At 69.2% G+C, this 25,060-nt stretch carries 23 protein-coding genes; 11 read left to right on the top strand and 12 right to left on the bottom strand.

Translation table 11 applies throughout. The features are described from left to right. The first annotated feature begins 93 nt into the window (after positions 1 to 93). The 3 genes from ACFXKA_RS36770 to ACFXKA_RS36760 all read left to right on the top strand — a co-directional run bounded on the left by ACFXKA_RS36770 (position 94) and on the right by ACFXKA_RS36760 (position 2,284). Positions 94 to 678 carry a TetR/AcrR family transcriptional regulator gene (locus tag ACFXKA_RS36770; RefSeq protein ID WP_354848117.1) on the top strand — a complete coding sequence of 195 codons (585 nt, stop codon included), beginning with the start codon at positions 94 to 96 and terminating at the stop codon, positions 676 to 678. Between the two features lie 112 nt (positions 679 to 790). Continuing rightward, positions 791 to 1,774 carry an aldo/keto reductase gene (locus ACFXKA_RS36765; protein WP_379430886.1) on the top strand — a complete coding sequence of 328 codons (984 nt, stop codon included), beginning with the start codon at positions 791 to 793 and terminating at the stop codon, positions 1,772 to 1,774. Positions 1,775 to 1,807: 33 nt separating this feature from the next. Continuing rightward, positions 1,808 to 2,284 (top strand): RpiB/LacA/LacB family sugar-phosphate isomerase, encoded by a 477-nt coding sequence (locus tag ACFXKA_RS36760; RefSeq protein ID WP_379430885.1) that lies wholly within the window; start codon positions 1,808 to 1,810, stop codon positions 2,282 to 2,284. Here ACFXKA_RS36760 and ACFXKA_RS36755 read toward each other — a convergent pair. The 4 genes from ACFXKA_RS36755 to ACFXKA_RS36740 form a co-directional block, all read right to left on the bottom strand. Further along, positions 2,246 to 3,841, bottom strand: a complete 1,596-nt coding sequence (locus tag ACFXKA_RS36755) for an acyl-CoA synthetase (RefSeq protein ID WP_379430884.1) — start codon at positions 3,839 to 3,841, stop codon at positions 2,246 to 2,248. The two genes, ACFXKA_RS36760 and ACFXKA_RS36755, sit on opposite strands and share 39 nt — an antisense overlap. A gap of 34 nt (positions 3,842 to 3,875) precedes the next feature. After that, a complete protein-coding gene (locus tag ACFXKA_RS36750) occupies positions 3,876 to 4,289 on the bottom strand; it encodes a gamma-glutamylcyclotransferase family protein (RefSeq protein ID WP_379430883.1) in 414 nt (137 codons plus the stop codon). Positions 4,290 to 4,372: 83 nt separating this feature from the next. Further along, a complete protein-coding gene (locus ACFXKA_RS36745) occupies positions 4,373 to 5,149 on the bottom strand; it encodes an MBL fold metallo-hydrolase (protein WP_379430882.1) in 777 nt (258 codons plus the stop codon). A gap of 113 nt (positions 5,150 to 5,262) precedes the next feature. Further along, the gene (locus tag ACFXKA_RS36740) at positions 5,263 to 6,171 is read right to left on the bottom strand and encodes a hydrogen peroxide-inducible genes activator (RefSeq protein WP_379401570.1); all 909 of its coding nucleotides are present in this window, start codon (positions 6,169 to 6,171) and stop codon (positions 5,263 to 5,265) included. Between the two features lie 108 nt (positions 6,172 to 6,279). On the opposite strand from ACFXKA_RS36740, the gene ACFXKA_RS36735 reads away from it, so the two are divergent. The 3 genes from ACFXKA_RS36735 to ACFXKA_RS36725 all read left to right on the top strand — a co-directional run bounded on the left by ACFXKA_RS36735 (position 6,280) and on the right by ACFXKA_RS36725 (position 8,292). Next, entirely contained in the window at positions 6,280 to 6,867 is a 588-nt protein-coding gene (locus ACFXKA_RS36735) for a peroxiredoxin (RefSeq protein ID WP_354848138.1), read from the top strand. 23 nt (positions 6,868 to 6,890) lie between these two features. Further along, positions 6,891 to 7,430, top strand: coding sequence for a carboxymuconolactone decarboxylase family protein (locus ACFXKA_RS36730; RefSeq protein ID WP_354848140.1), 540 nt, complete (start codon positions 6,891 to 6,893; stop codon positions 7,428 to 7,430). 169 nt (positions 7,431 to 7,599) lie between these two features. Beyond that, positions 7,600 to 8,292 (top strand): PhzF family phenazine biosynthesis protein, encoded by a 693-nt coding sequence (locus ACFXKA_RS36725; protein ID WP_379430881.1) that lies wholly within the window; start codon positions 7,600 to 7,602, stop codon positions 8,290 to 8,292. A 46-nt stretch (positions 8,293 to 8,338) separates the two neighbouring features. Here the strand turns inward: ACFXKA_RS36725 and ACFXKA_RS36720 are convergent, their stop codons facing one another. Further along, positions 8,339 to 8,704 (bottom strand): VOC family protein, encoded by a 366-nt coding sequence (locus ACFXKA_RS36720; RefSeq protein WP_379430880.1) that lies wholly within the window; start codon positions 8,702 to 8,704, stop codon positions 8,339 to 8,341. A gap of 126 nt (positions 8,705 to 8,830) precedes the next feature. Here ACFXKA_RS36720 and ACFXKA_RS36715 point away from each other — a divergent pair, with 126 nt between their 5' ends. Further along, on the top strand, positions 8,831 to 10,390 hold the full coding sequence (locus ACFXKA_RS36715; RefSeq protein ID WP_379430879.1) for an MFS transporter: 1,560 nt from the start codon (positions 8,831 to 8,833) through the stop codon (positions 10,388 to 10,390). 26 nt (positions 10,391 to 10,416) lie between these two features. Here the strand turns inward: ACFXKA_RS36715 and ACFXKA_RS36710 are convergent, their stop codons facing one another. Continuing rightward, positions 10,417 to 11,643 carry an aspartate aminotransferase family protein gene (locus tag ACFXKA_RS36710; protein ID WP_379430878.1) on the bottom strand — a complete coding sequence of 409 codons (1,227 nt, stop codon included), beginning with the start codon at positions 11,641 to 11,643 and terminating at the stop codon, positions 10,417 to 10,419. 105 nt (positions 11,644 to 11,748) lie between these two features. Then, complete coding sequence (locus ACFXKA_RS36705; protein WP_379430877.1) at positions 11,749 to 12,366, bottom strand: DUF5134 domain-containing protein; 618 nt, start codon at positions 12,364 to 12,366, stop codon at positions 11,749 to 11,751. Between the two features lie 469 nt (positions 12,367 to 12,835). On the opposite strand from ACFXKA_RS36705, the gene ACFXKA_RS36700 reads away from it, so the two are divergent. Next, positions 12,836 to 13,900 (top strand): MspA family porin, encoded by a 1,065-nt coding sequence (locus ACFXKA_RS36700; protein WP_379430876.1) that lies wholly within the window; start codon positions 12,836 to 12,838, stop codon positions 13,898 to 13,900. Between the two features lie 29 nt (positions 13,901 to 13,929). Here the strand turns inward: ACFXKA_RS36700 and ACFXKA_RS36695 are convergent, their stop codons facing one another. From ACFXKA_RS36695 to ACFXKA_RS36685, 3 genes are all read right to left on the bottom strand, one after another. Continuing rightward, positions 13,930 to 14,133, bottom strand: a complete 204-nt coding sequence (locus ACFXKA_RS36695; RefSeq protein WP_379430875.1) for a hypothetical protein — start codon at positions 14,131 to 14,133, stop codon at positions 13,930 to 13,932. Positions 14,134 to 14,319: 186 nt separating this feature from the next. Further along, positions 14,320 to 15,048, bottom strand: a complete 729-nt coding sequence (locus tag ACFXKA_RS36690) for an IclR family transcriptional regulator (protein WP_379430874.1) — start codon at positions 15,046 to 15,048, stop codon at positions 14,320 to 14,322. Between the two features lie 5 nt (positions 15,049 to 15,053). Next, on the bottom strand, positions 15,054 to 16,493 hold the full coding sequence (locus tag ACFXKA_RS36685) for an APC family permease (protein ID WP_379430873.1): 1,440 nt from the start codon (positions 16,491 to 16,493) through the stop codon (positions 15,054 to 15,056). Between the two features lie 278 nt (positions 16,494 to 16,771). On the opposite strand from ACFXKA_RS36685, the gene ACFXKA_RS36680 reads away from it, so the two are divergent. Beyond that, positions 16,772 to 18,289: an APC family permease gene (locus tag ACFXKA_RS36680; protein WP_379430872.1), complete on the top strand. Its 1,518-nt coding sequence runs from the start codon at positions 16,772 to 16,774 to the stop codon at positions 18,287 to 18,289. A gap of 375 nt (positions 18,290 to 18,664) precedes the next feature. Then, positions 18,665 to 19,126 (top strand): GNAT family N-acetyltransferase, encoded by a 462-nt coding sequence (locus ACFXKA_RS36675; RefSeq protein WP_379430871.1) that lies wholly within the window; start codon positions 18,665 to 18,667, stop codon positions 19,124 to 19,126. A 41-nt stretch (positions 19,127 to 19,167) separates the two neighbouring features. Here the strand turns inward: ACFXKA_RS36675 and ACFXKA_RS36670 are convergent, their stop codons facing one another. Next, complete coding sequence (locus ACFXKA_RS36670) at positions 19,168 to 19,791, bottom strand: Pr6Pr family membrane protein (RefSeq protein WP_379430870.1); 624 nt, start codon at positions 19,789 to 19,791, stop codon at positions 19,168 to 19,170. Between the two features lie 137 nt (positions 19,792 to 19,928). On the opposite strand from ACFXKA_RS36670, the gene hrpA reads away from it, so the two are divergent. Further along, positions 19,929 to 24,341, top strand: a complete 4,413-nt coding sequence (gene hrpA / locus ACFXKA_RS36665; RefSeq protein WP_379430869.1) for an ATP-dependent RNA helicase HrpA — start codon at positions 19,929 to 19,931, stop codon at positions 24,339 to 24,341. 180 nt (positions 24,342 to 24,521) lie between these two features. Here the strand turns inward: hrpA and nrdR are convergent, their stop codons facing one another. Further along, positions 24,522 to 24,998, bottom strand: coding sequence for a transcriptional regulator NrdR (nrdR, locus tag ACFXKA_RS36660; protein WP_354848181.1), 477 nt, complete (start codon positions 24,996 to 24,998; stop codon positions 24,522 to 24,524). Between the last annotated feature and the right edge of the window lie 62 nt (positions 24,999 to 25,060).

The following is a 25,060-nucleotide window of genomic DNA, read 5'->3' as shown; positions in this document are numbered from 1 at the left end:
GGAATTCCTCTTTTCCCATATGAACCGATCGGTCCACATGGGAAAGGTTTAACATGGACCGATCGGTTCACACAAGGGCTGGAGGGATTTGCAATGACGGCGGGACCGCGCGCCCGATTGATCGCGAGCACCATCACCACCGTCCAGGAGCACGGCGTGCACGCGGCCGGGCTGAACGAGCTGCTCAAGCGCAGCAATGCCTCCCGAAACTCGCTCTACCAGCACTTCCCGTCCGGCAAGGGCGAATTGGTGGCGACCGCCGCCCGCATCGTGTCCCGCATGGTCTACTCGCACGTGAGCCGCATGTCCGACGCATTGCCGGGCGCGCCCTCACTGGCGGCGTGGGTGGACGAACTGCTCGGCTTCTGGCGCGGCCAGCTGGAGACCAGCGAGTTCCGGGCGGGCTCGTTCATGATGGCCGCCGCTCTCGACGAACTCGACCCGGCACTGCAGTCCGCGGCCGGGCAGGCGTTCTCCGAATGGACCGCGCGCCTGGCCGACGGATTGGTGGCGGCCGGGGTCGAGCGGGCGACGGCGTGCTCGCTGTCGGGTTTCGCACTGTCGGTGATCGAGGGCGCGATCGTGCAGAGCCGGGCGCTGAAATCGGCCCTGCCCTTCACCGACGCGGGCACCCAGCTCACCGTCCTGCTCCGCCACCACATGCCGACCCGCCGGTGAGGGTGCGACACCGCGTATTCCAGGTTGACCTGGAGCACACTCCAGGTCGTAGCGTCATGTCCGTGCGCGGCTCCCGCCGCGAATTCCAGTCCTACCGAGGAGGATTCACCGCATGATCGCGACCAGGAAGCTCGGCGAACTGACCGTCGGCGCGCAGGGCCTCGGCTGCATGGGCATGAGCCACGCCTACGGCGCGCACGACGATGACACCGAGTCCATCGCCACCATCCACCGCGCTCTGGACCTCGGCGTCACCCTGCTCGACACCGCGAATGTCTACGGCCCCGAGACCAATGAGCGCCTCGTGGGCCGCGCCATCGCCGACCGCCGCGACAAGGTCGTCCTCGCAACCAAGTTCGGCATCGTCTGGGGCGACGAGGGCGCCATGGGCGCCCGCGGCGACGCCGCCTACGTGAAGCAGTCCTGCGATGAATCCCTCGCACGGCTCGGCGTCGACCACATCGACCTCTACTACCAGCACCGCGTCGACCCGAACGTGCCGATCGAGGAGACCTGGGGCGCCCTGGCGGAGCTGGTCCAGGCGGGCAAGGTCCGCTATCTCGGCATCTCCGAAGCCTCGGTGGACAGCATCCGCCGCGCCCACGCCGTCCACCCGGTGACCGCGCTCCAGAGCGAATGGTCCCTCTGGACCCGCGATATCGAGGCCGAGGTCCTCCCCGCCTGCCGCGAACTCGGCATCGGCATCGTCCCCTTCTCCCCGCTGGGTCGCGGCTTCCTCACCGGCGCGATCACCTCGACCGCCGACCTCGCGGCCGACGACCTGCGCCGCCGCCTGCCCCGTTTCGCCGACGGCAACTTCGACGCCAACCTCGCCATCGTCGCGGCACTGCGCAGCCTCGCCGACGAAAAGGGCGTCACCCCCGGTCAATTGGCGCTGGCCTGGGTCCAGTCCCGCGGTCAGGACGTGGTCCCCATCCCCGGCACCAAGCGCCGCACCTACCTCGAGCAGAACGTCGCGGCCACCGAGATCACGCTGACCGCCGAGGACCTGGCCCGGATCGAGTCCGCCGCCCCCTCCAGCGCCGTCGCGGGCGCCCGATACCCCGAGGAACTGGCGCGGGCGGCCGGTCGATGACCGTCCGCGCGCCGCAGCGGCGATACTGCATCCATGAGGATTTCGGTTGCCGCTGACGAGGACACCGGCGTGGCCGCGGCCGTGGTCGAGGAGCTGCGGGCCCGCGGGCACGAGGTGACCGTGCACGGCGCGCTGCAGCCCGCGGAACGCGACGACTGGGCCTGGGCCAGTGAGGCCGCGGCGCGGGATGTCGCGGAGGGACGGGCCGAGCAGGCGGTGGTGTGCTGCTGGACCGGGACCGGCGCTTCCATTGCGGCGAACAAGGTGCCGGGGGTGCGGGCGGCGCTGTGCGTGGACGCGTATACCGCCGAGGGAGCACGGAAGTGGAATGACGCCAACGTGCTGGCATTGAGTCTGCGGCTCACCTCACGGGCGCAGCTGGCCGAGATTCTGGACGCCTGGTTCGCCGGGGCCCCGAGTGCGGACCCCGGCGATCGCGCGAATGTCGCGCACCTGGACGGGATCGCGGGATCAGGCCTCGGTGGCGAGATGGGCGTGGGCGGTGCGTAGTTCGCGTTTGAGGATCTTGCCGCTGGGGTTCTTGGGGAGCGCCTCGACGAACGTCACGTACTTGGGGACCTTGTAGCCGGCGAGCCGCTGCTTGCAGTGCGCGATGACGGTGGCGGCGTCGGGGTCGGTTCCATTGCGGGCCACCACGATCGCGGTGACGGCTTCGATCCAGTGCGGGTGCGGGATGCCCACCACGGCGGCCTCGGAGATCTCGGGGTGCTCGTAGAGGACCTCTTCGACCTCGCGGCTGGCGACGTTCTCGCCGCCGGTCTTGATCATGTCCTTCTTGCGGTCGACGACGCTGAGGTAGCCGTCGGCGTCCAGGACGCCGAGGTCGCCGCTGTGGAACCAGCCGTTGCGGAAGGCTTCCGCGGTTTTCGCGGGGTCGTTCCAGTAGCCGAGCATGGCCTGCGGGGAGCGGTGCACGATCTCGCCGACGACGCCGACGCCCACCGGGATGTCGTCGTCATCGACCACGCGGGTCTCGACATTGAGGGCCGGGCGGCCCGCCGAACCGGGCTTGGTCAGCTGGTCCTCGGGCGCGAGGACCGTGGCCAGCGGCGCGAGTTCGGTCTGGCCGTAGAAGTTGGTGAGCCCCACCCCGGGTAGCCGGTCGGAGAGTTCGGCCAGCACCTCGACGGGCATGATGCTGGCGCCGTAGTAGCCCTTGCGCAGGGAGGACAGGTCATAGCCGTCGAAGTCGGGATGCCGCAGTAGCGACACCCACACCGTCGGCGGGCAGAACAGTTTGGTGGCGCGCTCGGTTTCGATGGTGCGCAGGATCGTCGCGGGATCGGGGCTCGGCAGCAGAATGCTGGTCGCGCCGAGCCACAGGTCGGGCGTGAGGAAGCAGTGCAGCTGGGCGCAGTGGTACAGCGGGAGCGCGTGCACCTCGATGTCGTCGGCGCTCATGCGCCCGTCCACCACCACACTGGTGTACTGCGCGATGAGCCCGCGGCTGGACAGCACCGCGCCCTTGGGGCGGGACTCGGTGCCGGAGGTGTACATGATCTGGATGGGATCGTCGTCGCCGACGAACACCTGCGGCGCCGAGGCGTCGGGGTGGTGTTCCCACGCGCTCACGTCCTCCCACCCGGCCGTCGCGGGCAGCCCGCCCAGCCCGATCCAGCCGAACAGCCGGATCTCGCTGTGGCCCAGCTGTTTCACCGCGGCCTCGGCCTCCCCGGCCAGTCCGTCCTCGGTGATCAGTGCGACAGCCCCGGAGTGTTCGAGGATGAAGGCCACCTCGTCGGCGGTGAGCATGAAGTTGATCGGCACCGAGATCGCGCCCAGCCGCGCCAGCGCGAAGTACACGAGCACGAACTCACGGCAGTTGTGCGAATAGATCGCGACCCGATCGCCCTGCGTCACACCGCGATCGGCCAGGCTGTGCGCGACCCGGTTCACCGCCGCATCGAGATCGGCGTAGCTCTCCCGCCGCTCCCGCCAGACCAGCGCGGTCTTGTCCGGGACCCGGGCGGCGCTGCGCCGCAGGAGATCTCCGAGCGCCTGCGATCGCGCGCTCGCCACTGTTGGCTCAGTGCCCTCTGCATCCATGCGATCAACTTCTACCGCACGAGTGTGTCCGGCGTCATACAGTCTCGCTGAGCAGGACCAGATTTCGCCGCCACGCAGCGCATTTCCCCACGTAACGCGGAAGGTGCTCGGAGGCGAACGCCCCGGGCGACCACTCGAAGTCCTCGACCTCGGCGGTCCAGGCATAGGTCCACGCGTAGCCGACCCGCTTCCCCGCGTGCACGGACACCGGCAGCAGATCGTATTCGTCGTCCTCGAAAGCGTCGAGCACCCGCCACTCGTCGGCGGTCAGCCCGGCGAGCAGGTAGCCCTCGGTCACGGAGCCGGTCGCGGTCACCAGTCCCGGATACGCGCGGCCGGGCAGCGCGGCCGCCCGCCGCCCGATCGAGCGCGCGGGTTCCATTGCCGGTACCCGCCCGATCAATTCGGTCAGCACCGGGCCGAATTGCAGAGTCCCGTAGACGAACAAGGGCTCACCCGCCGCCGGTAACCGCGATCGGCTCCACCGCGAACCGCAGGGCGGCGCGGGAAGTTCCCGAGAGCCGGGGCCGGTCATCTGCCGGCCGTACGGGCGAAAATACCCGCGTCGTGCGAGTTGATGATGGTCACCTGGTCACCGTGCAGCTTCCTGAGTTCCCGCAGCCGCCGCTGATTGGCCCGATACGCCTCGCCCGCAATGGCTCCGGTCTCGTACACCTTCCACCAGAACGGCGTGAACGGCTCCTCGGGATGGATGCTGGACTCCGCGAAGAACGAGTCACCCGCGTGCAGCAGCCACCCGTTGCCATGGTCGATCGCGACCCCGGCGTGCCCGCGGGTGTGCCCCGCCAGCGGCACCACCAGGATCTCCGGCGGCAGTCCGGGCAGGTCGCGCACCGCGGTGAACCCGAACCAGTCCGCGCCGCCCTCGACCTCGTTCACCATCCACTTGGGCCCGTGCGCCCACTGCGCGGCCCGGTAGCGCAACCGCTCGGACAGGGTGGGTGTGGCGGTGGCGGCGCGGAATTCGGGTCCGTGCACGTGCACGGTGGCCTCGGGGAAGTCCGACAGCCCGCCGGAGTGGTCCAGGTCGAGATGGGTCAGGATGACGTGGCGGACATCACGCGGGTCATAGCCCAGGCGCTGGATCTGGCGCACCGCTGTCTCGGCCTCGGCCGGCTTCGCCCCCAGCAGGAAACGGCTGGCACCCACCATCTTGCCGGGCTGCCGCACGGCCTCCAGCCCGAACCCGGTGTCGACGAGCACGAGCGCGTCCCGGGTCTCGATGAGCAGGCAGTGATCGATCAGGCCGAATCCCATGGTGCCGCAGTTCAGGTGGTGAATCCGCATAGGCCCGAGCGTTTCAGACACCCTGTGGTGACGCAACCGCGCAGGTTGCCGGAATTGCCGGGGTCGCCGCCGTGCACTGCACGAGGGGCCAGCGCCGTGCACGGCACGAGGGGTCAGCGCGGCCGGCATTCCCGGATGATCTCGGCGAGCTGGTCGTAATCGTCGCCCCGGGCGGTGGAGGAGCGGAACGCCAGTCCGACCGTGCGGCCCGGCGCGGGCGCCGCGAAGGTCGCGATGTCCAAGGTGCCGCGCGCGGTTTCGGCGGCCACCGCCATGGCCGGGATCAGCGTGACGCCGAGATCGCCCGCGACGCACTGCACCACCGTGGCCAGCGAGGCCGCGCGGGTGTCGCCGACCGCACCCGGCTGCGCGTCGTGCGCCCGGCACAGTTCCAGGGTCTGGTCGCGCAGGCAGTGGCCCTCGTCGAGGAGCAGCAGCGGCTGCGCGTCCAGGTCGGCGGGTGTCAGGTCGGTGCGCCCGGCCAGTTCGTGCTCGCGTGGCAGCACCAGCACGAACTCCTCGGTGTAGAGCGGTATCTCGACCAGTCCGGCGACATCGGTGGGCAGCGCCAGCAGCGCCACGTCCAGGATGCCCGAGCGCAGCCCGTCGAGCAGACGGGCGGTCCGGTCCTCGATGACGTGCGGCACCAGAGCGGGCACCCGCGTACGCAATTCGGGCAGCAGCCGGGGCAGCACGTACGGCGCGATGGTCGGGATGATGCCGAGCCGCAGGGTGCCGCGCAGCCCCTCACCAGCAGCGGAGGCGACAAATCGGTCGGCGGCCTCGAGGGTGGCAATGGCTTGCGGCAGTAGCCGTTTGCCGTCGGCGGTGACCAGGACCCGGCGCGTACTGCGCTCGATCAACTGGAGCCCCAGTCCGTTTTCCAATGATGCCAATGCCTGCGATAGCGTGGGCTGGCTCACGCCGAGCCGCGTCGCCGCGGTGCCGAAGTGCCGGTATTCCGCGATGGCAGCGAACGCACGCAGCTGTGACAGGGTGGGCTGATAAGTTTGATCAGTCACGCCTATCAGTATAGTGCGACCGATCACGTTTACCTCTCACCGCAGTTCGGCAAAGATCGTATATACGTCTCGACACAATCGGCACGACTACATATGAGGAGAGCAAGCATGGCCCTGCTGACCATCGGCGATCAGTTCCCCGCCTACAACCTGAAGGCTGTCATCGGCGGCGATCTCTCGAAGGTGAACGCTCAGCAGCCCGACGACTACTTCACCCAGATCTCGAGCGACGACTACGCCGGCAAGTGGCGCATCGTCTTCTTCTGGCCCAAGGACTTCACCTTCGTGTGCCCGACCGAGATCGCCGCCTTCGGCAAGCTGAACGACGAGTTCGCCGACCGCGACGCGCAGGTGCTGGGCGCCTCTGTCGACAACGAGTTCGTCCACTTCCAGTGGCGCGCCCAGCACGAGGACCTCAAGACCCTCCCGTTCCCGATGCTGAGCGACCTCAAGCGCGAACTGGCCACCGCCACCGGCGTTCTCAATGCCGACGGCGTCGCCGACCGCGCCACCTTCATCGTCGACCCGAACAACGAGATCCAGTTCGTGTCCGTCACCGCCGGTTCGGTGGGCCGCAATGTCGAGGAGGTGCTGCGGGTGCTGGACGCGCTGCAGTCCGACGAGCTGTGCGCCTGCAACTGGAAGAAGGGTGACCCGACCATCCAGGCCGGCGAGCTCATGACCGCTTCGGTGTAACAAGGCTCGCAGAGGAATTCGTCGTGACCATCGAAAATCTCAAGAACTCGCTGCCCGAGTACGCCAAGGATCTGAAGCTCAACCTGTCCTCGCTGGCGCGCACCACCGTGCTCAACGAGCAGCAGCTGTGGGGCACCCTGCTGGCGTCGGCCGCGGCCACCCGCTCGGCGACCACGCTGCGCGAGATCGCCGAGGAGGCGGCCGACGTGCTGTCCGCCGAGGCGTACAACGCCGCGCTCGGCGCCGCGTCGATCATGGGCATGAACAATGTGTTCTACCGCGGCAAGGCATTCCTGGAGGGCCGCTACGACGATCTGCGCGCGGGCCTGCGCATGCAGATCATCGGCACGCCGGGCGTGGACAAGGCCGATTTCGAGCTGTGGTCGTTCGCGGTCTCCTCGATCAACGGCTGCCAGCACTGCCTGGAGGCGCACGAGCACACGCTGCGCGAGGCGGGCGTCTCGCGCGAGGTGATCTTCGAGGCGCTGCGCGCCGCCGCGATCGTGGCGGGCGTGGGCCAGGCCGTGGCATCGACCGAGGCGCTGGCCACCGCCACCGTCTAGTCGAGTCCAGCCGAAAGGGCTGTACACCTGCGGGTGTACAGCCCTTTTCTGCATTTGCTCATCGATTGCCGCAATACGGTCGCCGGTCGGATCGGAAACCGCCCCGGCCAACAAGCGAGGCATATGCGGGCCTCCCGCGAATCGATAACTGTCGGTAAGCTCGCTTGACATGACCGTTCCGGAAAGTGATGGCGCTCAAATCGAAGTCGTGCGCGTGTTCACCGACGCGGCCGGGCGTTTCGGCAATCTGCTCGGCATCGTCCGCCGCTCCGCCGTCGAGAATGCCGACCATCAGGCGCTGGCGGCCCGCGTGGGCTACAGCGAGACCGTGGTGGTCGACGACCCGGTCGACGGGCGAGTGAAAATGCGTATCTACACCCCCGCCACCGAGCTGCCCTTCGCCGGGCACCCCACGGTCGGCACCGCGTGGTGGCTCAATGACCAGCTGCAACCCGTGAAGATCATCGACGTGCCCGCCGGGCCGGTCGAGGTGACCCTCGCCGAGGGCCTGACCTGGGCCCGCGCCCGGGCCGAATGGGCCCCCGCCTTCGAATTCCACCAGTTCGAGGATCCGGCCGAGATCGCCACCCTGGATCCGGCCGACTTCCCGGCAGGCCAGCACTACTGCTGGGCCTGGACCGACGAGCCGCGCGGCGCGGTCCGCGCGCGAATGTTCGCCCCCGCCATGGGACTTCGCGAGGACCAGGCCACGGGCGCGGCGGCCATCGCGCTGACCGCCCTGCTCACCCGCGGGCTGAACATCACGCAGGGCGAGGGCTCCCAGATCTTCACCGAATGGGATTCCGACGGCTGGGCCCGGGTCGGCGGCCGCGTGGTCGCCGATCACCCGATTCTGATCTAGCGGCAAAACCCTTTCGGCACACCGTGACCCGATCGGCCCGGACGGCCTAGGCCGTCGGGCCGGTGCGCTGTCCGAAGGCGAGCCGATGGCCGCCCGGGATGCGCAGCACGAAATCCCGCAGCCCCCACGGGTGTTCGGTGAGCTCGGTGGTGATCTCGCCGCCGTGGCGCACGCAGTGCGCGTAGAGCGCGTCGACATCGTCCACGCCGACGTATCCGGCGGTGGTCTCGTTGACAGCCGGGCGGGGCGTCCGCACGATGCCCAGTCCCACTCCGCCGCGGCGCAGCAGCGCCAGCCCCATCGCGGGCTCGTCAACCTCGACGACGAACCCCGGCACATCGCGCAGGAAGTCGACGGTGGGCGTGAGGTCGGCTACCTCGAGGTTGGCGCGGTAGCTCTCGAACTCGGCCATTGCCGCAGCCTACCGCCGGTGCGGCGGCAAAATCGGTTGCGCGGCTGTCGGGGGGCGGTGGGATGGTTGGGGGCGCGCCGCAGCCATCGGCCGCAGCTGATCACCCCCTGGAAAGGACATTTCGCCGTGGACACCTCCGTCGAGTCACCGACCGCGCCCGAGCGGTCCGACCGGGCGGGACGGCGCGAGTGGATCGGCCTCGGGGTGCTGGCGCTGGCCTGCCTGGTCTACGCCATGGATCTGACCGTGCTGCACCTGGCCGTGCCACAGATCAGCGCGACACTGCATCCGAGCAGCACCGCACTGCTGTGGATCATCGACGTCTACGGGTTCACGCTGGCCGGTCTGCTCATCACCATGGGCACGCTCGGCGACCGCATCGGGCGACGGCGATTATTGCTGCTCGGCGGGGCGCTGTTCGGCGTGGTGTCGGTGGTCGCGGCCTTCTCCCCCACCGCCGAATTCCTGATCGGGTGCCGGGCGCTGCTGGGCATCGCGGGCGCGACCATCGCGCCGTCGACACTGTCGTTGATCTTCAACATGTTTCGCGATCCCCGGCAGCGGTCGCTGGCCGTGGGCACCTGGGTGAGCGCGTTCTCCGCGGGCGGTGTGGTCGGCCCGCTGCTGGGCGGCATACTGCTGGAGCATTTCTGGTGGGGTTCGGTATTCCTGCTGGCCGTACCGGTCATGGCGCTGTTGCTGGTGCTCGGGCCGCGGGTGCTGCCGGAGTTCCGTGATCCGGAGGCCGGGCGGCTCGATCTGACCAGCGCCGCACTCAGTGTGGTCACCATGGTGGCGCTGGTGCTGGCCATGAAGAAGCTCGCGCAGGATGGGCCGGGGACAGTGCCGCTGGTGGCCGCGGTGGCCGGGCTGCTCGCGGGCGCGCTGTTCGTGCGCCGTCAGCTCACCCGTCCCGATCCCATGCTGGATCTGCGGCTGTTCCGGCTGGGCGCGTTCCGCACCGCGCTGGGCATCAATGTGATCGCCATCTTCGTGGCGTTCGGCTATTTCCTGTTCGTGGCCCAGTACTTCCAGCTGGTTCTGGAAATGACGCCCATGCAGGCCGGTGCGGCCATGGCGCCGTCCAGTGTCGGCTTCATCATTGGTTCGCAGGCGGCCCCGCGTATCGTGCGGGTCGTGCGGCCCGCCTACCTGATCGGCGCCGGAATGCTGCTGGCCGCACTGGGATTGGTCATGCTCACGCAGCTGTCGGCGCACGGCGGCCCGGTCCTGGCGGTGATCGCCTCGCTGCTCATCGCCCTGGGGCTGGCCCCGGTCTTCGGCATCACCACCGAGCTCATCGTCGGCTCCGCCCCGCCGGAGCAGGCGGGGACCGCCTCGGGGGTGTCCGAGACCGGCGCGGAACTCGGTGGCGCCCTGGGCATCTCGATCCTGGGCAGCATCAGCCTGGCCATCTACCGCGCCGATCTGGCCGACGCGCTGCCGCGCGAGCTGCCAGGTGCGGACGCGGTGCGCGAAACGCTGGGGGAGGCGGTCCAGGTGGCCGCGACGCTCCCCGGCGATATGGGTTCCGCGGTCCTGACCGCGGCCCGCACGGCGTTCATCCACGGTGTGCACATCACGGCGGGAGTCGCGGCGGTGGGCGCACTCCTCGTGGGTGTGCTGGCCGTGGCCAAGCTACGCCACGTGCCCGCCGGTGAACTCTCCGGCGGGCACGGTCACTAGCGGTCGGGCACTCCGCCCGGTCCGGTTCAGCCCAGGGCGCGGGCGAAGCGGTCGGCCATCTCCGCGACCTGGGCCTCGGTGATGACGAACGACGGCGAGATCTGCAGGGCACCCTGACCGGCAGCGCGGGTCGAGACACCGTGGGCGCGCAGGGTTTTCACCATGGCGAGGGCCTCGGCCGGATCGGCCAGCTGGACCGCGGCGACCGCACCCAGGCCGCTGCGCACCTCGGCGACCCGCGGGTGCTCGGCCAGCGGCGAGAAGTACTGGTGCAGCAGGGATTCCAGGTTCTTGCTGGCATCGAGCAGATGCTCGCGCTCGACGATGTCGAGGTTGGCCATGGCCGCGGCGGCCGCGCCGGCGTGACCGCCGTAGGTGTAGCCGTGCCGCCACCAGACGCCGCCGGCGAAGAACGGCTCGGCGACGCGGGGCGCGACGAAGACCGCGCCCATGGGGACGTACCCGGAGGTGAGGCCCTTGGCGGTGGTCATGAGGTCGGGTTCCAGGCCGAAACGCGAGGAGGCGAACCAGGATCCGCCGATGCGGCCGAAACCGGTGACGACCTCGTCGGCGACGAAGAGGATGTCGTTGTCGCGGCAGATCCGCCGGACCTCGGTGAGGTAGCCCTCCGGCGGCAGATACACCCCGCCCGCGCCGATGATGGGCTCGGCGAAGAACGCCGCGATCCGGTCCGCGCCGACCTCCTCGATGAGCGCGGTCAGTGCCTTGGCCCGATCCCATTCGATGGTGCGGGTGTCGGGCATCAGGACACCGGTGTAGCCGTCGGCGTTGACCGGGATGCCGGACAGCGCGGTGCCGCCGACATGCATGCCGTGGTACGCCTTCTGACGGCCGACCAGGATGGTCTTCTCGGGGCGGCCCAGCTCCTGCCAGTACCGGCGGGCCAGCTTGGCGGCGGTGTCGACGCCGTCGGATCCGCCGGACGTGAAGAAGATCTTGCTGCCGGGCACCGGCGCCAGGGCCGAGAGCCGCTCGGCCAGATCACGGGTCACCGGTGAGGTCAGATCGCCGAAGTTGGAGTAGTGCGCGACCTGGGTCAGCTGGGCGGCGACCGCGTCGGCGATCTCGCGGCGGCCGTGCCCGATATTGGCGAACCAGAGACCGCCGGTGGCATCGAGGTACTGTGTCCCGCCCTCGTCCCAGATGTACGCGCCCTCGCCGCGCGCCACCACGAACGCCCCGTCCCGCTCGACCGCACCCATATCGGCGAAGCCATGCCACAGCGAACCCATCCAGAGCACCTCCATCACCCGATATCGGCCACGCCCATCCGGGCGAACCGACCTTTCTTCACCATCTCACCATCACGACGGTGAACAGGTCGAACGGCCCCCGCGTCACCCGGCCGCGGCGGCGACGAGCATGTAGGCGGTGCCGAGATCCATTACCAGGTGCGGCACCACGGCCAGCGATCCGGCCATGCCCATGGGATGCGGGAACACCCGTGGCAACCGGTGGCGCAGCGCCGGCACCGCCATGACCGCCGCGTCCGCCGCGAACAGCGTGGCCAATATCAGCACCGCACCGGGCGCGGGCCCCGCGTGCCCGTGCCCACCGTCTTCCGGCCCGTGCCCGCTCATCGCGTACAGCATCGCCGCGGCCCCCAGCACGTGATACGCGAACGCGCCGACCGTGCCGCCCCCGGTGTCCGGGTCCGAATTCCCGCTGCGCCACCGCAGCATCCGATCTGCCAGCAACAGCGTGTACACAACCACCATGGCCGTCAGCACCGCGCGCACCGCGTGCGGATCGGCGACCGTCGGAAACACGAGCATTCCCAGCATGACCAGGCACATCACCAGGTGTGCGGCGTCCGACTCCCGATCCCCGCGCGACCCGGCGCACGGGCCCTGGCGCGGCGTGCCCAGTCTGGCGGCCACCAGGGCGGCGGCCAGGCAGAAGGCGATCACCGCCACCCACCGCACCACCCCGTCCTGCTCCATGAATACCGCCACACCCCACCACCTCTCACCGCGGCGACCGGCTCCCCTCCCATGCTGACACCCTCCGGCCCCGGCTCCCCCGCCTTTCCCCTGCCGAATCCCCCGCCCGGGCACCGCCACTGGGTGACCGATTACCCGGCCGAGCGCGAACCTGAACCTGCTGCGCTATTCGGTCGAGCAGAGGCGATGAAAGGGATCCCCCGCGAGATGCGGAGCTTCGACGCACGACTGCGCGCCCTGGACGGTCTCGGCAATCCTGCAGCGAACAAGTAGTGCAGCTCGAAACCTTTTTCCGGCAATGTATTTCGTGGCGGATATTTCCTGGTCAGCAGGAATTACCTGGTCGACACGCCTTATCGCCGCGTTCGCTACCCGACCCGATGTCTCCGATACGCTCTATTTGCCAGCCAATAGCGGCTGTTCCTGCGATATCGAACTCTGGAAGAAACGCTAGCGCACATCTTCGAGAAAGGATCCAGGTTTGCGGCGTCTACTAATCGTCGCCGCGGCGGGCACGGCCGTGGCAACCCTGGGGGTCCTGGGCGTGTGGGCCTGGGGTACCAACCCGGGCCGAGCCCAGCCGCCCGGCTCGGATGTAACCGGTTCGGGAGTTCATGTGACGGCATCCGTCGACAGCGTCGGGGTGAATCCGCCCGGCAACCGGACTCCGAACTACCTTATGACGTTCTCGCATGCCGCGCAGATGTCCGGCGATTACTCGGTCAATGTGGAGGGTGACCCGATCACGTCCGGCCAGGCCGTCGCAGGGTTCATCCTCGGCTGCGGGATCAGTGTGGCCGGCGGCTTCACCGTCGGAATCGAGCCCAATCAAGGCTGGGCCGGCGCCCTTGCCCCGACAGTGAGCCCCGCGACCCCCGCGAGCCCCGCGAGCGATGTCAGCGCGCCGATCGCGACGGTCACGCCCATCCCGAGTACGCCCATCGCCTCGGTCACCACACCCAGCGCCATCACACCCACTACCAGCCCAGCACGCGTTGCCTTACGCACTACCAGCCCAGCCCGCGCCGCCTTGACCGCGACCAGCCCGGCCAGCGCCGTCCCAACCACCACCAGCCCGGCCAGCGCCGCCCCAACCACGACCACCCCAACGACCCCAACCACCCCAACGACCCCAACCACACCAACCACTCCGTCCACCCCAACCACCCCAGCCAGCGCCAGCGAAACCACCCTGACCACCCCGACCACACCAACGACCCCAACTACCACGACCACGACCACGACCACCCCGACCAGCGCCAGTCCGCCCAGCATCGACCTCGGACCCAGTGTCGGCGGGGCGCTGGGCCTGACAGAGGTCTTGACGGCCACCTTGGGGCCCGGCCAGGTCACCATCGCGACAACGGCAACGTCTGCCCTGGACGACACCACCGTGTTCCCGTACCGCATCACGTTCAACAACGCCGCGTTGAACGTCGCCCAATGCGCCTCGCCGGTGTCGGCCGTCCCCTTCGTCACGACCACGGTGAGTACCGTGCAGGGGGTGGTGCAGACCACCGCCTACGGCGATCAGTTCACCTTCTGAGATAAAGCCGATCCGAGAAGTGTTGGGGGTCAGCGGATCCGGAAGACCGGTCCGTGGGGGCGGAACGGCAGCGCGGCGCCCGCAGGGATCGGGAAGGCGTGTTCGTGGCGGATGCGCAGGACATCGATCATGCCGTCGGTGATGACCAGAATCGGTCCGTCGGCCGGGAAGTCGTCGGCGCGTTCGAGCAGCCGGATGCCCGGTTGCAGCACGGTGCCGCCGCGACCGCGCACGCGAACGCGGGAGGAGATCGCACCACCGCGACACGCAGCAGCAGCTCCGGCAACTGGTCCGGAGTCACCGTGGCAGTCGCTCCACATCGTCCTTTCAGGTCGGATGTGGACCCAGGTCAGGAGCGCACACCCGAGGGCGGCCAATGATTTCGGCGCGGGACGACGTCGATGGAGCAGCGGGGCGAGTCAGTAGAGCAGCGGGCCCAGGCGGGCGGCGCAATCACGGGCCGGATCGCGGTGGGTCTCGAGCGCCGGCAGCCGGTTGCTCGGGCCGCTCAGGCACAGCGCACCCGCGAGGCTGCCCAGAGCGTTGTAGATGGGCAGCGCCAGACAGGCGACGCCGGGCACGAGTTCGTCTGCGGCCCTGGCATATCCGGACTCACGGACGGTCCGCAGATCCTCGGCGAGGGCGGTGTGATCGATCTTGGTGCGCGCCGCGATCCGCACCGGGTGCGCGACCAGCGTGCGCCATTCGGTCCGTGCGGCGAGCAGTAGTTTGCCCGCGGCGGAGGCGTGCAGATGCCGTGACAGTTCCCGCTCGCCCGGAATCGGATGGTCCGGGTCCTCGCTGAGCACCTGGACCGCGGCCGGGCGGAAGTTCATGAGGTGCACCGCGAATCGGGTGGACGCACGGAATTCGCCGAGCAGCGCGTCCGCGGCCGCAGGCACCACCGGCATCCGGATGGCGGCCGCGAACCCGTGCAGCCGCGCGCCCAGCGCGAAGCCGCGCAGATCGGCGGTGCGGACCAGATACTCGTCGGCGACAAGGGAGTTCAGCAGCCGATAGGTGGTGGCGGGGGCGATGCCGAGGCGTTCGGCGATCTCCTTGGCGGTGACGCCCACGCCGCAGTCGGCGACCGCCTCGAGAATGGCGATGGAGTTGGAGACGGTGGTGGTGCGGCGGGAGTCCTTCATCGCGCCTACCGGAAGGTCGCGGTGGGCAGCAGGTCCGCGCGCTGCGGCTCGTCGTAGATGCCGAGACCGCGCAACCGATCCGGCGCGCAGACCCGCAGCGCGACGGTGAAGAGCGCGGCGGCCGCAAGCACCGCGGCGTAGGCGATCACGACGGTGACATTGTCGTTGCGGGCCGATACCGCGGCGGCGACCATGAGGATTCCGAGCAGGGTCGCGGTGACCGTGCCGAGCAGCGCCATGCCACGGCTGGGTTCGCCGATGCGGCGCAGCAGCGCCGGAGTGGCCAGGCAGGCGGGCAGATACGAGCCCAGATAGCCGAGCGCGCTCAGGGTGAGGAAGCTCCGAATCCCGTCCTGCGGTTCGGCTCCCGACAGCAGGTACCAGACCGCGCAGGCCGTCACCGCGCCGACCACCGCGACGATCGCGGGCGCGGGCGTGTGGAAACGCGGGTGCGTGCGACCGGCCGCGGCCGGGGCGATGCCCTCGCGGCCCATGGTGAACAGCACACGGACCAGGGCATTGATCGAGGCGACCGTGCAGGCGAAGAACGACGCCGCCACCCCGAGGTCCAGCACCGCGCTCAGGAATCGCGAATTGTCCTGCAACACCAGGTCCGTCACCGGTGTGGAACCGGCGGCCAGGCCCGGCGGCGCGGCGGCCAGCGCCACCGCCTGCGCGGACACCGTGATCAGATAGATGACCGCGGCGGCGATCGGCGTCCACGCCAGGGTGCGCGGCACCGACCGGAACGGCCGGTAGGCCTCGGCGGACAGCGTTGTCGCACTCTCGAACCCGACGAAAGCGCTGATGGCCACCACCGCACTCATGGCGAGACCACCGGTGCCACCGTGCCATTCGAAGGCGCGGCCGGCCTGTGCGCCGACGCCGTCGCGGGTCAGCAGGTAGCCCATCAGGGCCAGGACCGTCACCACCGAGACGCATTCGATCAGCAGGGTCACCGAGGCGGACAGCCGGATCCCCCGCACCATGAGCACGGCCGCGGCCGAGGCCGCGATCAGCAGCAGCGCGACAATCGTTGCGGTCCCGCCGAATCCGCCGAGTCCGGCGGTCACCGCGACCTGGTCCAGATACGTGCCGACCGCGATCAGCCCCGCCACGCTGACGCTCGCGTACCCGGCGATCGCCGACCAGCCGACCGGTACGGCCACCGCGGGACCGAGCCCCTTGGCCACATACGTGTACAGCCCGCCGGTCACCGCCAGCCGCTGCGCCATCGGCCGGATCACCAGCGCCACACCCCAGGCCAGCAGCGCCGCCGCCAGGAACGCGGCCACGCTCGCCCCGCCGCCGGCCGCGCCGATCACGAACGCCGGGGTGACCACGGCCGTTCCCGACGGGGCGATGGCCGCGACCGACTGCGCGAACACCGGCACGAAAGGCAGTTCGCGCCGGGTCAATCCGCGCACCGGCGAACGTCCGGACACCGGGGGCCGACTCGGCGCAGCCGATCTCATCCGTGCGCCTCTCTCTGGACCAGTTCCCTGACAACGGGTTGCCACAGCGTCGCCGATCCGTATTGCAAGGGCGTAAACACAGGTAACATCGGTTTGTCTCGAGGCGAGAGAAATATCCTGCGCCTTTCCCGCTGACGGTCACCGTCGCACACCCGCCGCTGTTACAGACCGCCTATAGCGTTCCGCGCCATCGGAAAAGAGCCCGCCACCCGGTGATTCCGGGGCGGGCGCAGCAGAGAGACGGATCCATGACGCAGCAGATCGAACGCGCCACCGCCGCGCCGCCCGGCGCCAATCCACCCGACGGGGTGCACCGCCTCAAAGCCAATGCCGTGGGTTTGCTCGGGGTGGTGTTCATGGCCATCGCCACTGCCGCGCCGATCACCGCCATGACCGGCAACGTGCCGTTCATGATCTCGGCCGGGACCGGGACGGGCACGCCCGCCGCGTTCCTGATCGCCATGGTGGTGCTCGCGGTGTTCTCGGTGGGCTTCACCACCATGTCCAAGCACATCACCGCGACCGGCGCGTTCTACGGGTTCATCTCGTTCGGACTGGGCCGCTCGGCCGGGCTGGCGGCGGGACTGCTGGCCACCTTCGCGTACATGGTGTTCGAGGGATCGCTGGTCGGGATCTTCTCCAGCTTCGGCACGAATACCGTTGCGGCACAGTTCGGTGTGCACGTGCCCTGGTGGGTGTTCGCGATCGTCATGCTGGCGATCAATGCCCTGGGCACCTGGTTCGGGGTGGCCGTCGCGGAGAAGTTCCTGGTCGTGCTGCTGGGCACCGAGTGCGCGGTGCTGGCCATCATGGGTATCGCGGTGGCGCTGCACGGCGGTGGGCCGCACGGATTCTCGTTCGCGCCGCTGAATCCGGTCCATGCCTTCACCGGGCCGTCGGCGGGGCTGGGCTTGTTCTTCGCGTTCTGGTCGTGGGTCGGATTCGAGTCGACGGCCATGTACGGCGAGGAATCCCGTGACCCCAAACGGATCATCCCCAAGGCCACCATGATCGCGGTCATCGGCGTGGGCGTGTTCTATGTACTCGTGTCGTGGATGGCCATGTCCGGCAACGGCATCGGGGAGTCGGCGGCGCTGGCGTCCTCCGACAACCCGATGGACCTGTTCTTCCACCCCACCCAGACCTATGTCGGGCATTGGGCGGTGAGCGCCATGCAGTGGCTCATGATGACCGGATCGCTGGCCTGCGGCATGGCATTCCACAACTGCGCCGCCCGCTACCTCTACGCACTCGGCCGGGAGGGCGTCTTCCCCGTGCTCGAGCGCACCGTCGGCCGCACCCATCCTCGGCACGGTTCACCGCACATCGCGGGCGTGGTCCAGACGGTCATCGCCTGCGCGCTGGTCGCGGGCTTCGGAATCGCGGGCAAGGATCCCTATTCCGGCACCTACACGCTGCTGGCGATCCTCGGCACCATGGCCATCCTGGTGGTCCAGGCGGCCTGTTCCTTCGCGGTGCTCAATTACTTCCGCACCCATCACCCCGAGAGCCGGCACTGGTTCCGCACCGTGCTGGCTCCGCTGCTGGGCGGCCTCGCCATGGCCGGGGTGGTCGGGTTGCTGGTCCTCAATATGGGTACCGCCGCGGGCGCCGAATCCAGCTCCCTGGTCCTGAAGGCCACCCCGTGGCTGGTCGCCGCAATCGCCCTGGGCGGCTTCGGTTTCGCCGAATATCTGAAGCGTCGCTCCCCCGCCCGGTACGCGCGGGTCGGCCGGACCGTCTTGGAGGAAACCCACGAACGCTGACCGCCCTGATCGGGCCATTCCGGAACTCGCGGCATGTGAGGTCCGGCGGCGTGGAAACGGCCCGGAGCCCTGCGGCTTCCGGGCCGTCTTCAGCTTCGAGCCGGCGTGCACGTATCCGACGCCCCGCGGCAGCACCCTCGGAACCGTGCGATTGCGGTTCGCCCCACGACGGCCCGAACAGCCGAGCCGGACAACCCGAAATGTTCACGAAATCCGGCCGACCACACCGAGTCTCACCGGTCGCAGGAGTGCACACGCACCACACTGGAACGGATGGCACGGTAGGTCGGCGGGTTGGCGCGTGCGGTCAGTACCCGGAACCGGGGGCGCGGCCCATGCAGTCATGGTCCCGAGCTCGGCGGATAGCCTGACGGCATGCGCATTGTGATCGACGATCTGAGCGGGGACGAGGTGATCGGACTACTCGAGGCCCACGTTGCCGAGATGCTGGCGAACTCGCCCGAGGACAGCATGCACGCCCTCGATGTGGCGGCGCTGCGCAAGCCGGAGATCACCTTCTGGTCGGCGTGGGAGGGCACGGAACTGGCCGGGTGCGGGGCGCTCAAGGAGCTGGATCCGATGCACGGTGAGATCAAGTCCATGCGGACCGCGGCGAGTCACCGGGGGCGTGGGGTGGCCTCACAGTTGTTGCGGCACATCCTCGCCGAGGCCGCCACGCGCGGATACGCGCGGTTGAGCCTGGAGACCGGGGCGTCGGAGTTCTATCGGCCCGCGGTGCGGCTGTACGAGCGCTACGGGTTCGAAGCGTGCGGGCCGTTCTCGGATTACGCGGCGGACCCGCACAGTGTCTTCATGACCCGCACAGTGTCTTCATGACTCGCGCAGTGTCTTCATGACCCGGGCGCTCCGAGCCGGAGTCAGCGGCCGACGGCCCTGGGCACCAGCCCGTTCAGCGCCGCCGCGAGCACGCCCAGGATGGCGAAGATCACGGCCATGATCACCAGCCCGCCGGACAGCTGGGCGTAGCCCTGGTCGCGGGGGTCGATGAACGGGTAGGGGTACCAATCGGCCAACGGCCCGCGCAACAGCGTGTAGGCGCCGTAGGCCAGCGGGTAGGCCAGCCAGCCCAGGATGAGCCGGATGGTCGGCTTCAGACCGGCGGTCACCAGCAACCAGTCCGCGATCAGCACGATCGGGATCGCCCGGTGCAGGGTGTCGTTGATCCACCGCTCGGTCAGCTGCACATCGATATCGGCCAGCAGCACCGCGTAGTTGACGAGGGTGATGGTCAGGTAGAGGGTGGCCGCGCCGCGCAGCACCTGCCAGCGCCGGCCGGCCGGGTCACGCAGCCCGCCGACCAGCAGCACGATGATGCCCAGGATGTTGGACTGGATGGTGAAGTAGCTGAAGAAGTTGAGATACGAATAGTTCGGGTTGCCCACATTGCGCAGCGGAATCCAGACCAGCGCGACCAAGCCCAGGATTCCGAAGACGATGCGCAGCACCCGGATCCACGCGGGCGTTCCACCTCTGACGGCCATGGCCCGATGGTCGCATGCCGAACCGCCCGACCGCGGACGATACGCCGGTGCGGCACACTTCGGGCAAGCGCGAGATCGGGCCGCCGGATACCGCGCCGACCGGCCCGGACCGACTCTTCGCTATCGTTGACGATGCAATGACCAGGACCGCCGCCACCTCTCGCGAGCTTCGTACCCGCCTGGCCGATCTCTCGATCCGCGACGAGCACCGGTTGCGTCGCAGGCTCGACAAGGCCCGCGGCGGCGATCTCACCGACCTCGAAACAGATATCGACGCCGCGCAGCGCCGGGTGGACGCCCGCCGCGCCGCCGTCCCGGCTATCAGGTATCCCGAGCAGCTACCGGTCTCCGCGCGCCGCGACGACATCGCCGACGCCATCGCCGCACACCAGGTCGTGATCGTGGCCGGTGAGACCGGCTCCGGCAAGACCACCCAGATCCCCAAGATCTGTCTCGAACTCGGGCGCGGGATCCGCGGCACCATCGGCCACACCCAGCCGCGGCGACTGGCCGCACGCACCGTGGCCGAGCGCATCGCCGAGGAACTCGGCACCGAACTGGGCGACGTGGTCGGCTACACGGTCCGCTTCACCGATCAGGCGTCGGACCGCACGCTGGTCAAACTCATGACCGACGGCATCCTGCTCGCCGAGATCCAGCGGGACCGGCTGCTGCGCCGCTACGACACGATCATCATCGACGAGGCGCACGAGCGCAGCCTCAATATCGACTTCCTGCTCGGGTATCTCAAGCAGCTGCTGCCCAAGCGGCCGGATCTGAAGATCATCATCACCTCCGCGACCATCGACCCGGAGCTGTTCGCACGGCACTTCTCCGACGAGAACGGCACGCCCGCACCGATTGTCGAGGTGTCGGGACGGTCGTATCCGGTGGAGGTCCGATACCGGCCGCTGTCGCTGGAGCTTCCGGTCACCTCCGAGGACCCCGACGACGAGGACACCCGGATCGTCGACCGCGACCCCACCGACGCCATCGGCGACGCGGTGCGGGAGCTGCAGGCCGAGGGCGACGGCGACATCCTGGTCTTCCTCTCCGGCGAGCGCGAGATCCGCGACACCGCGGATTCGCTGCGGGACATGCGGCTGCCGCGCACGGAGATTCTGCCGCTGTACGCGCGGCTGTCCGCGGCCGAGCAGCACCGGGTATTCGAATCGCACACCGGCCGGCGCGTGGTGCTCGCCACCAATGTGGCCGAGACCTCGCTGACGGTGCCGGGCATCCGCTACGTGATCGACCCTGGCACCGCACGCATTTCGCGCTACTCCATACGCACGAAGGTGCAGCGGCTGCCCATCGAGTCCATCTCGCAGGCATCGGCGCGGCAGCGGTCCGGTCGCTGCGGCCGTGTCGCGGACGGTATCGCCATCCGGTTGTACGCCGAGGACGACTTCGAATCCCGGCCGCAGTTCACCGAACCCGAGATCCTGCGCACCAACCTGGCCGCCGTCATTCTCCAGATGACCGCGCTCGGACTCGGCGATATCGAGAGCTTCCCGTTCGTCGAGGCTCCCGACGCCCGCGCCATTCGCGACGGCATCGCGCTGCTCGAGGAGCTCGGCGCGCTGGCCCGGGCGGAGGCCGAAGCCGGTGCGCGCAAGGACATTCCCGACGCCGGTCTGATCCTCACCCCCATCGGCCGCGAAATGGCGCAGATCCCGGTCGATCCGCGCATGGCCCGCATGCTGGTCGAGGCCAACCGCGGCGGCTGCCTCGCCGAGGTCCTCATCATCGTCGCGGCCCTGTCCATCCAGGACGTCCGCGAACGCCCCGTCGAACACCAGCAGGCCGCCGACACCAAACACGCGCGCTTCACCGTCGAGGGCTCCGACTTCCTGGCCTACCTGCGCCTCTGGGACTACCTCCGCGAACAGCGGAACGCCCTGTCCTCCAACCAGTTCCGCCGCCTGTGCCGCGACGAGTTCCTGCACTACCTCCGCATTCGCGAATGGCAGGACCTGCACGGCCAGCTCCGCACCATCACCCGCGGACTCGGCTGGAACACCGCGGGCTCGGACGCCCAATTCGACCGCACCGCAGCGTCTTCCGACGACGCCGGAAACAACCCGCGCAACCGCCGCGGCCGTCACCCAGGCCGTGGCAGCGGTACCGGCAGTGCCGGGCGCGACGGGAACGGCTCCGGAACCGAATCCGCCGAGCGCGGCGGTGCCGCCGCAAGCTCAGTGCAGGGCCACAACATCAACGGCGGCAATGCCACTCAGCGTGGTGGGCAGAGCTCCGAGGCCGGGCGAGCGGAGTCGGCATCGGTCGCTGAGGACACGCGTCGCAGCGGATCGGTGCGCGGCCGGGATTCGCGCCGCGCCGATGACAGCGGGCGCGGCAGTTCCAGCGGACGCGGCAATGATTCGGGCCGCCGGGGCGGCGGCGCGGGATCGAGCGGGCAGTCCGGCCTGGCCGAGACCCTCGCGGCGAAGGCGGGGCTGGACAACGACTCGCTGCCGTGGGATGTGACGTCGATCCACCAGGCGTTGCTGGCCGGCATGCTGTCGCATATCGGTGTGCGGGAGGCGGAGACCCGGGAGTTCCTGGGCGCCCGCAATGCCAAGTTCATGATCTTCCCCGGATCGTCGCTGGCCAAGAAGCCACCACGGTGGGTGATGGCGGCCGAACTGGTCGAGACCTCGCGGTTGTGGGGCCGGACGGCGGCCCGGATCGAACCCGAGTGGGCCGAGCGGCTGGCCGGGGATCTGGTGAAACGCACGTACTCCGAACCGCACTGGTCGGCGAAACGGGGTGCGGCGGCGGCCTACGAGCGGGTGACGCTGTACGGCATTCCGCTGGTGACGCAACGGCGGGTGGACTTCGGGCGGATCGATCCGGAGTTGTCGCGGGAGCTGTTCATCCGGCACGCGCTGGTGCAGGGCGAGTGGCAGACCAAGCACGACTTCTTCGCGCGGAACCGCGAATTGCTCGACGACGTCGCGGATCTGGAGCATCGGGCGCGACGGCGCGACATCCTGGTCGACGACCAGGTGCTGTTCGACTTCTACGACCAGCGCATCCCGTCGGACATCGTGTCGGTGCGGCACTTCGACAGCTGGTGGCGCAAGACCCAGCGCACCGATCCGAACCTGCTGGACTTCACCGCATCCACGGTGGTGAACGAGGATGCGGCACTGCTGGATCCGACCGCCTACCCCGACAGCTGGCGGCAGGGCGAGCTGACCTTCCCGCTCACCTACCAGTTCGAGCCCGGTCAGGCCGACGATGGTGTCACCGTGCACATTCCGATCGCCCAGCTCGCGCACGTGCGCTCGGTCGGCTTCGACTGGCTGGTCCCCGGCATGCGTGAGGAGCTCGCCGCCGCGTTCATCAAGACGCTGCCGAAACAGCTGCGCCGCACCGTGGTTCCCGCACCCGACTTCGCCAAGGCCGCCCTGGACCGCCTCACCCCGCGCGCCGAACCACTGCGCACCGGGCTGGCCCGGGAACTGTCACAGCTCGGTTCGGTGACCATCGCCGCCACCATGCTCGATCCGGCGGGCCTGCCCGACCACCTGCGCATGACCTTCGCCGCCACCGACCCGACCGGCGCCGTCGTGGCCCGCAGCAAGAGCCTGGCCGAACTGAAATCCAGCCTGGCGGAACAGGTCTCGAAGTCGGTAGCGCGCGCCAACAACGCCGCCGAGCGGGCCCCGTCCACGGTGTGGACCTCCGAATCCCTGGGCACCCTGCCGTCCTCGGTGAAGCGCCAGGTCAGCGGTCAGACCATTACCGGTTATCCGGCCCTGGTCGCGGAGCCGGACGGCGTGGCGGTACGCGTCCTCAGCTCCCCCGCCGCCCAGGCCACCGCCATGCGCACCGGCACCCGCGCCCTGCTGCTGGGCGCGGTCACCACCAATACCCGCGCCGTCACCGCGGGCCTGCCGCCCACCGATCGCCTTGCGCTGAGCCAGAATCCGTACGGCACCCTCGACGCCCTGGTCGAGGACTGCCGCGCCTGCGCCGCCGACGAACTCATCGCCGTCAATGGCGGACCGGTGCGCAGTCCCGAGCAATTCCAGGCGTTGGTGGAGAAGGTCCGCCCGCGGTTCACCACGGCCGTCGCGACCATCGTCCGCTCGGTCGTCCCGGTTCTCGCCGAGGCGCACCGGCTGCGTGCCGCCCTCGCCGAATCCCGCGACCGGGACGCCACCGACGATGTCACGCACCAGCTCGACGACCTGATCTTCCCCGGATTCATCGCCGAGTGGGGCAGCGCCCGGCTGCGGGAACTTCCCCGCTATCTGGAGGCCGCCCGCCTGCGCCTGGAGGCGCTCCCCGCCTCCGCCAACCGCGACCGTGCCGGCCTGGCCGAACTCGACCGCGTCCACGCCGCCTACGACCGCCTCGTCGGCAATCTCCCCGAGGCGCGCCGGGGCGGCCGCGACATCGTCGAAATCTGGTGGATGATCGAGGAACTCCGCGTCAGCCTCTTCGCCCAGCAACTCGGCACCCCCTACCCGGTGTCGGCGAAGCGCATCGAGAAGGCGATCGACATCGCCCGCCGCCCGCCCCAGCAAAAGCGCTGACGGGCACGATCTTTCGTGCAACACCACGGGCATGCGCACATGCCTTCTCCCAAACCGGTTGCGGGCCGGCGCATCGCCCCTCCGCCGGACATGAGACGCCGGGAAATGAAGCGGTCCGGCTCCGAATTCTTCGGGGCCGGACCGGGAATCGATGTGGGGTGACCGGTATCGGTCGCCCGTTTACTTGGTTGCCGCGCCCACGGTGTGGTCGGCGCGGTGCTTGCGCAGGTCGGCGATCTCGCGTTCGAAATCCTCGGCGGAGCTGAAGGATCGGTAGACCGAGGCGAATCGGAGGTAGGCGACCTCGTCGAGATCACGCAGCGGGCCGAGGATGGCGAGGCCGACCTCATGGCTGGGCACCTCGGGGGAACCCTTGGCACGCACCGCATCCTCCACCTGCTGCGCGAGCAGGTTCAGCGCATCGGAATCGACCTCGCGGCCCTGGCAGGCGCGGCTGACGCCGCGGATGACCTTCTCGCGGCTGAACGGCTCGGTGACACCGCTGCGCTTCACGACCGACAGGATCGCGGTTTCGACCGTGGTGAACCTGCGCCCACACTCCGGACAGGCACGTCGCCTCCTGATGGCGGTGCCTTCCTCGGCCTCACGCGAGTCGACCACCCTCGAATCGGGATGACGACAGTACGGGCAATGCATCCGGGATCCTTCGTCGATGCCTGGGCTTCCACAGCAACCTCGAGCAATCTCGAGGATACCGT

Origin of the sequence: Nocardia sp. NPDC059228, from assembly GCF_042754245.1 — a bacterium.
Taxonomy (GTDB): domain Bacteria; phylum Actinomycetota; class Actinomycetes; order Mycobacteriales; family Mycobacteriaceae; genus Nocardia.
Note: the sequence above shows the minus strand (reverse complement) of the source record. Positions and strands in the feature narration are given on the sequence as shown.

Excerpts from the sequence above, each read along its gene's own strand:
- ACFXKA_RS36770 (WP_354848117.1), top strand. The coding sequence starts at position 94 with ATGACGGCGGGACCGCGCGCCCGATTGATCGCGAGCACCATCACCACC.
- ACFXKA_RS36765 (WP_379430886.1), top strand. The coding sequence starts at position 791 with ATGATCGCGACCAGGAAGCTCGGCGAACTGACCGTCGGCGCGCAGGGC.
- ACFXKA_RS36760 (WP_379430885.1), top strand. The coding sequence starts at position 1,808 with ATGAGGATTTCGGTTGCCGCTGACGAGGACACCGGCGTGGCCGCGGCC.
- ACFXKA_RS36755 (WP_379430884.1), bottom strand. The coding sequence starts at position 3,841 with ATGGATGCAGAGGGCACTGAGCCAACAGTGGCGAGCGCGCGATCGCAG.
- ACFXKA_RS36745 (WP_379430882.1), bottom strand. The coding sequence starts at position 5,149 with ATGCGGATTCACCACCTGAACTGCGGCACCATGGGATTCGGCCTGATC.
- ACFXKA_RS36735 (WP_354848138.1), top strand. The coding sequence starts at position 6,280 with ATGGCCCTGCTGACCATCGGCGATCAGTTCCCCGCCTACAACCTGAAG.
- ACFXKA_RS36725 (WP_379430881.1), top strand. The coding sequence starts at position 7,600 with ATGACCGTTCCGGAAAGTGATGGCGCTCAAATCGAAGTCGTGCGCGTG.
- ACFXKA_RS36720 (WP_379430880.1), bottom strand. The coding sequence starts at position 8,704 with ATGGCCGAGTTCGAGAGCTACCGCGCCAACCTCGAGGTAGCCGACCTC.
- ACFXKA_RS36710 (WP_379430878.1), bottom strand. The coding sequence starts at position 11,643 with ATGGGTTCGCTGTGGCATGGCTTCGCCGATATGGGTGCGGTCGAGCGG.
- ACFXKA_RS36690 (WP_379430874.1), bottom strand. The coding sequence starts at position 15,048 with ATGAAGGACTCCCGCCGCACCACCACCGTCTCCAACTCCATCGCCATT.
- ACFXKA_RS36680 (WP_379430872.1), top strand. The coding sequence starts at position 16,772 with ATGACGCAGCAGATCGAACGCGCCACCGCCGCGCCGCCCGGCGCCAAT.
- ACFXKA_RS36675 (WP_379430871.1), top strand. The coding sequence starts at position 18,665 with ATGCGCATTGTGATCGACGATCTGAGCGGGGACGAGGTGATCGGACTA.
- ACFXKA_RS36670 (WP_379430870.1), bottom strand. The coding sequence starts at position 19,791 with ATGGCCGTCAGAGGTGGAACGCCCGCGTGGATCCGGGTGCTGCGCATC.
- hrpA (WP_379430869.1), top strand. The coding sequence starts at position 19,929 with ATGACCAGGACCGCCGCCACCTCTCGCGAGCTTCGTACCCGCCTGGCC.
- nrdR (WP_354848181.1), bottom strand. The coding sequence starts at position 24,998 with ATGCATTGCCCGTACTGTCGTCATCCCGATTCGAGGGTGGTCGACTCG.